This is a genomic window from Limnohabitans sp. Bal53, assembly GCF_003063355.1.
In the GTDB taxonomy this organism is placed as follows: Bacteria; Pseudomonadota; Gammaproteobacteria; order Burkholderiales; family Burkholderiaceae_C; genus Limnohabitans_A.
Window position 1 is genome coordinate 1 of record NZ_NESH01000021.1, and the last position, 1,305, is coordinate 1,305.

At 59.4% G+C, this 1,305-nt stretch carries 1 protein-coding gene; it reads left to right on the forward strand.

Features of this window, described 5'->3' with window-relative positions; genetic code table 11:
- Positions 1-26: 26 nt before the first annotated feature.
- The coding region (locus tag B9Z50_RS17330) for a hypothetical protein (protein WP_146183251.1) at positions 27-1,305 on the forward strand (1,279 nt) is incomplete at its 3' end.

Consider the following 1,305-nt stretch of genomic DNA (forward strand, 5'->3'; position numbering starts at 1 on the left):
TGGGCGTGTCCGTTGAGGACATGCGCATGGACATCGCCGGCTTCATCCACGCGCAGGGCAGCTTCAACTTTGAGAAGGGCCCCCAGCAACTGGTCACTTTGGGTAGCGGGCTGCCAAAGGGCTTGGCCGCTACGGCTGCGGGTGAGGGGATACATGACATCTTTGGCACGCTGCTTGAGGCAGGCACGGGCGCGCAGCTCTCAGAGAACTTAGGCACGATTACGGGTTGGGACGTGGCCGTGTCGTACTTTGGGGCAAGCGACATCAACGTGTTCGTGGGCTACGGCAGCCCAGACTTTGATCAAGACAAATGGAGTGAGACCTCAGGCCTGTTTGGCTTCGCGTTTGAGGGGGTGGACTTTGCCTACGCCAACATGCAAACCACCTTGCCTGCTGTGCTCAAGGCACCGTTCCTGGGTGCGCTGGACAGCTTCTACGCTGCCAAGCTCAATGCGGAGAGTGCTGCCTTTGTTGGTGGAGGCGAGATCCTCAACGTTGAGGCCAAGAACCTAGAGCTGCGCTTAAACGACAACGACACTAACTGGTTCGCAGGCACGCCCTTGCAGATGGGCCGCGCTGTCATTGACTGGGCGGCGAGTTTCCCTGCTGATGACGAGGCGGGCACCGCTGCGGGCCTAGGCATCAAGACCGGCGCCTACCTCAAGAGCGAAGACGAAGACACCAGCGGCTACACCTTAGAAGACGGGGACTTGGGCTACTACACCGACAGCCTGGGCCAGCGGGTCAACGCGCAAGGGTTCTTGCTCGATGACTTAGGCGAGCGCATCGACCAGCTCATCACGCTGGACTTTGGTAGCAAACTCTTCGGTTTGTCCGTTGAGGACATGCGAATGGACATCGCCGGGTTCATCCACGCACAGGGCAGCTTTAACTTTGAGAAGGGCCCCCAGCAACTGGTCACTTTGGGTACTGGATTACCACAGGGCTTGGCCTCCACGGCCGCGGGTGAGGCGGTACATGACATCTTTGGCACGCTGCTTGAGGCAGGCACGGGCGCGCAGCTCTCAGAGAACTTAGGCACGATTACGGATTGGGCCGTGGCCGTGTCGTACTTTGGCGCAAGCGACGTAGACGTCTTCGTGGGCTACGGCAGTCCAGACTTTGATGCAGACAAATGGAGTGAGACCTCAGGCCTGTTTGGCTTCGCGTTTGAGGGCGTGGACTTTGCCTACGCCAACATGCAAACCACCTTGCCTGCTGTGCTCAAGGCGCCGTTCCTAGGCGCACTGGACGGCTTTTACGCTGCCAAGCTCAACGCGCAGAGTGCTGCCTTTGTTGGTGGAG